The organism is Agromyces sp. NPDC055658 (assembly GCF_053618155.1).
Map to the genome: position 1 here is coordinate 1 of NZ_JBSHHD010000097.1, position 1,531 is coordinate 1,531.

Annotated in this window: 2 protein-coding genes; both read left to right on the forward strand. The window is 63.9% G+C overall.

Translation table 11 applies throughout. The annotated features are described in order from the left end of the window. Positions 1-171 precede the first annotated feature (171 nt). Positions 172-1,311, forward strand: a complete 1,140-nt coding sequence (locus ACWGPE_RS18760) for a Rieske 2Fe-2S domain-containing protein (protein ID WP_452049274.1) — start codon at positions 172-174, stop codon at positions 1,309-1,311. Continuing rightward, the coding region (locus tag ACWGPE_RS18765; RefSeq protein WP_452049275.1) for a hypothetical protein at positions 1,308-1,531 on the forward strand (224 nt) is incomplete at its 3' end. The genes ACWGPE_RS18760 and ACWGPE_RS18765, both read left to right, overlap by 4 nt.

The window sequence follows — 1,531 nt, forward strand, 5'->3', positions numbered from 1 at the left end:
CCCTGTGAGATCGCTGCCGACGAGCTACCGCAGGTCGGCGGCTAGACATCCGCGCCGAATCGGATTTCGATCCCTGCCAGTGGGACTTTCGGCGCCGGAGTGGACACCCGAGTGTTAGACCTTGTTGTGACGTGAAGCACAGTCACCGCGAGATTTCGGAGGTGGTTCTCGATGGCAATGGAATCCGAGTGCGAGGTGCGCGAGATCGAAGCCGAAGCGCCGCCGATGCGTTTCGCCCGTGGCTGGCACTGTCTCGGACTGACTCGCGACCTCGGTGACGGGGAACCGCACGCGATCAACGTCTTCGGCCAGAAGCTCGTCGTGTTCCGCAGCGGCGACGGCAAGATCAACGTGCTGGACGGATACTGCCGGCACATGGGTGGTGACCTGTCCCAAGGCCAGGTCAAGGGCAATGAGATCGCATGCCCCTTCCACGACTGGCGGTGGGGCGGCGACGGGCGCTGCAAGAACGTGCCGTACGGCAAGCGCGCCCCCCGCCTGGCCCGGACCGCCACCTGGACGACCCTTGAGCAGGACGGGATGCTGTTCGTCTGGAACGATCCCGAGGGCAAACCCCCGCCCGCCGATGCGACGATTCCGCGCATCGAAGGTGCCTCCAGCGACGAGTGGACCGATTGGCATTGGTACACAACGGTCGTCAACGCCAACTGCCGTGAGTTGGTGGACAACGTGGTGGACATGGCGCACTTCTTCTACGTGCACGGATCGATGCCCACCTACTTCAAGAACATCTTCGAGGGCCACATCGCCACCCAGTACATGAACGCCGATACCCGTGCCGACCGTGACGACGTGGGCGGCTCGACGATGCTGGGCACCACATCGGTGGCGTCGTACTACGGACCGGCCTTCATGATCGACGACCTGACCTACCACTATCCCGACGCCGACCACTACAGCGTGCTGATCAACTGCCACTATCCGATCGACGCGAATTCGTTTGTCCTGCAATACGGCATCATCGTCAAGAAGGCCGAGGGGCTGTCCGCCGAGCTGGCCATGCAGAACGCCGTGGCACTGGGCGACTGGGTCAAGATCGGCTTCGAACAGGACGTGGCGATCTGGAAAACCAAGGCACGCATCGACAACCCGTTGCTGTGCGAGGAAGACGGGCCGGTGTACCAGCTGCGCCGTTGGTACGAACAGTTCTACGTCGACGCTGACGATGTGGCCGCCGACATGGTCGACCGGTTCGAATACGAGGTCGACACCACGAGCGCTCAGCGCGCGTGGGCGCAGGAGATCGAAGACAACATCGCTGCCCGCGCCACCGCCCAACCCGTGCCATGACCGTCCGCCTCGACCCTCGTCTCGAAGAATTGCCGATGATGCCGGTGTCGTGCCGAAGCTGCGGCGCAGTTGTATTGGCCCGCAAGAGCAGTTGGCAGCAGACCAGCGTGCAATGGAACGCCGCAGCCTCCGGGCGGTGTCCTCAGCGTCGCGACGCCGACGCGCTGGCCGGTCACGGCAGCCGCGGACTGTTCCTCGGCTGCGATGCGATGGCTGCCTC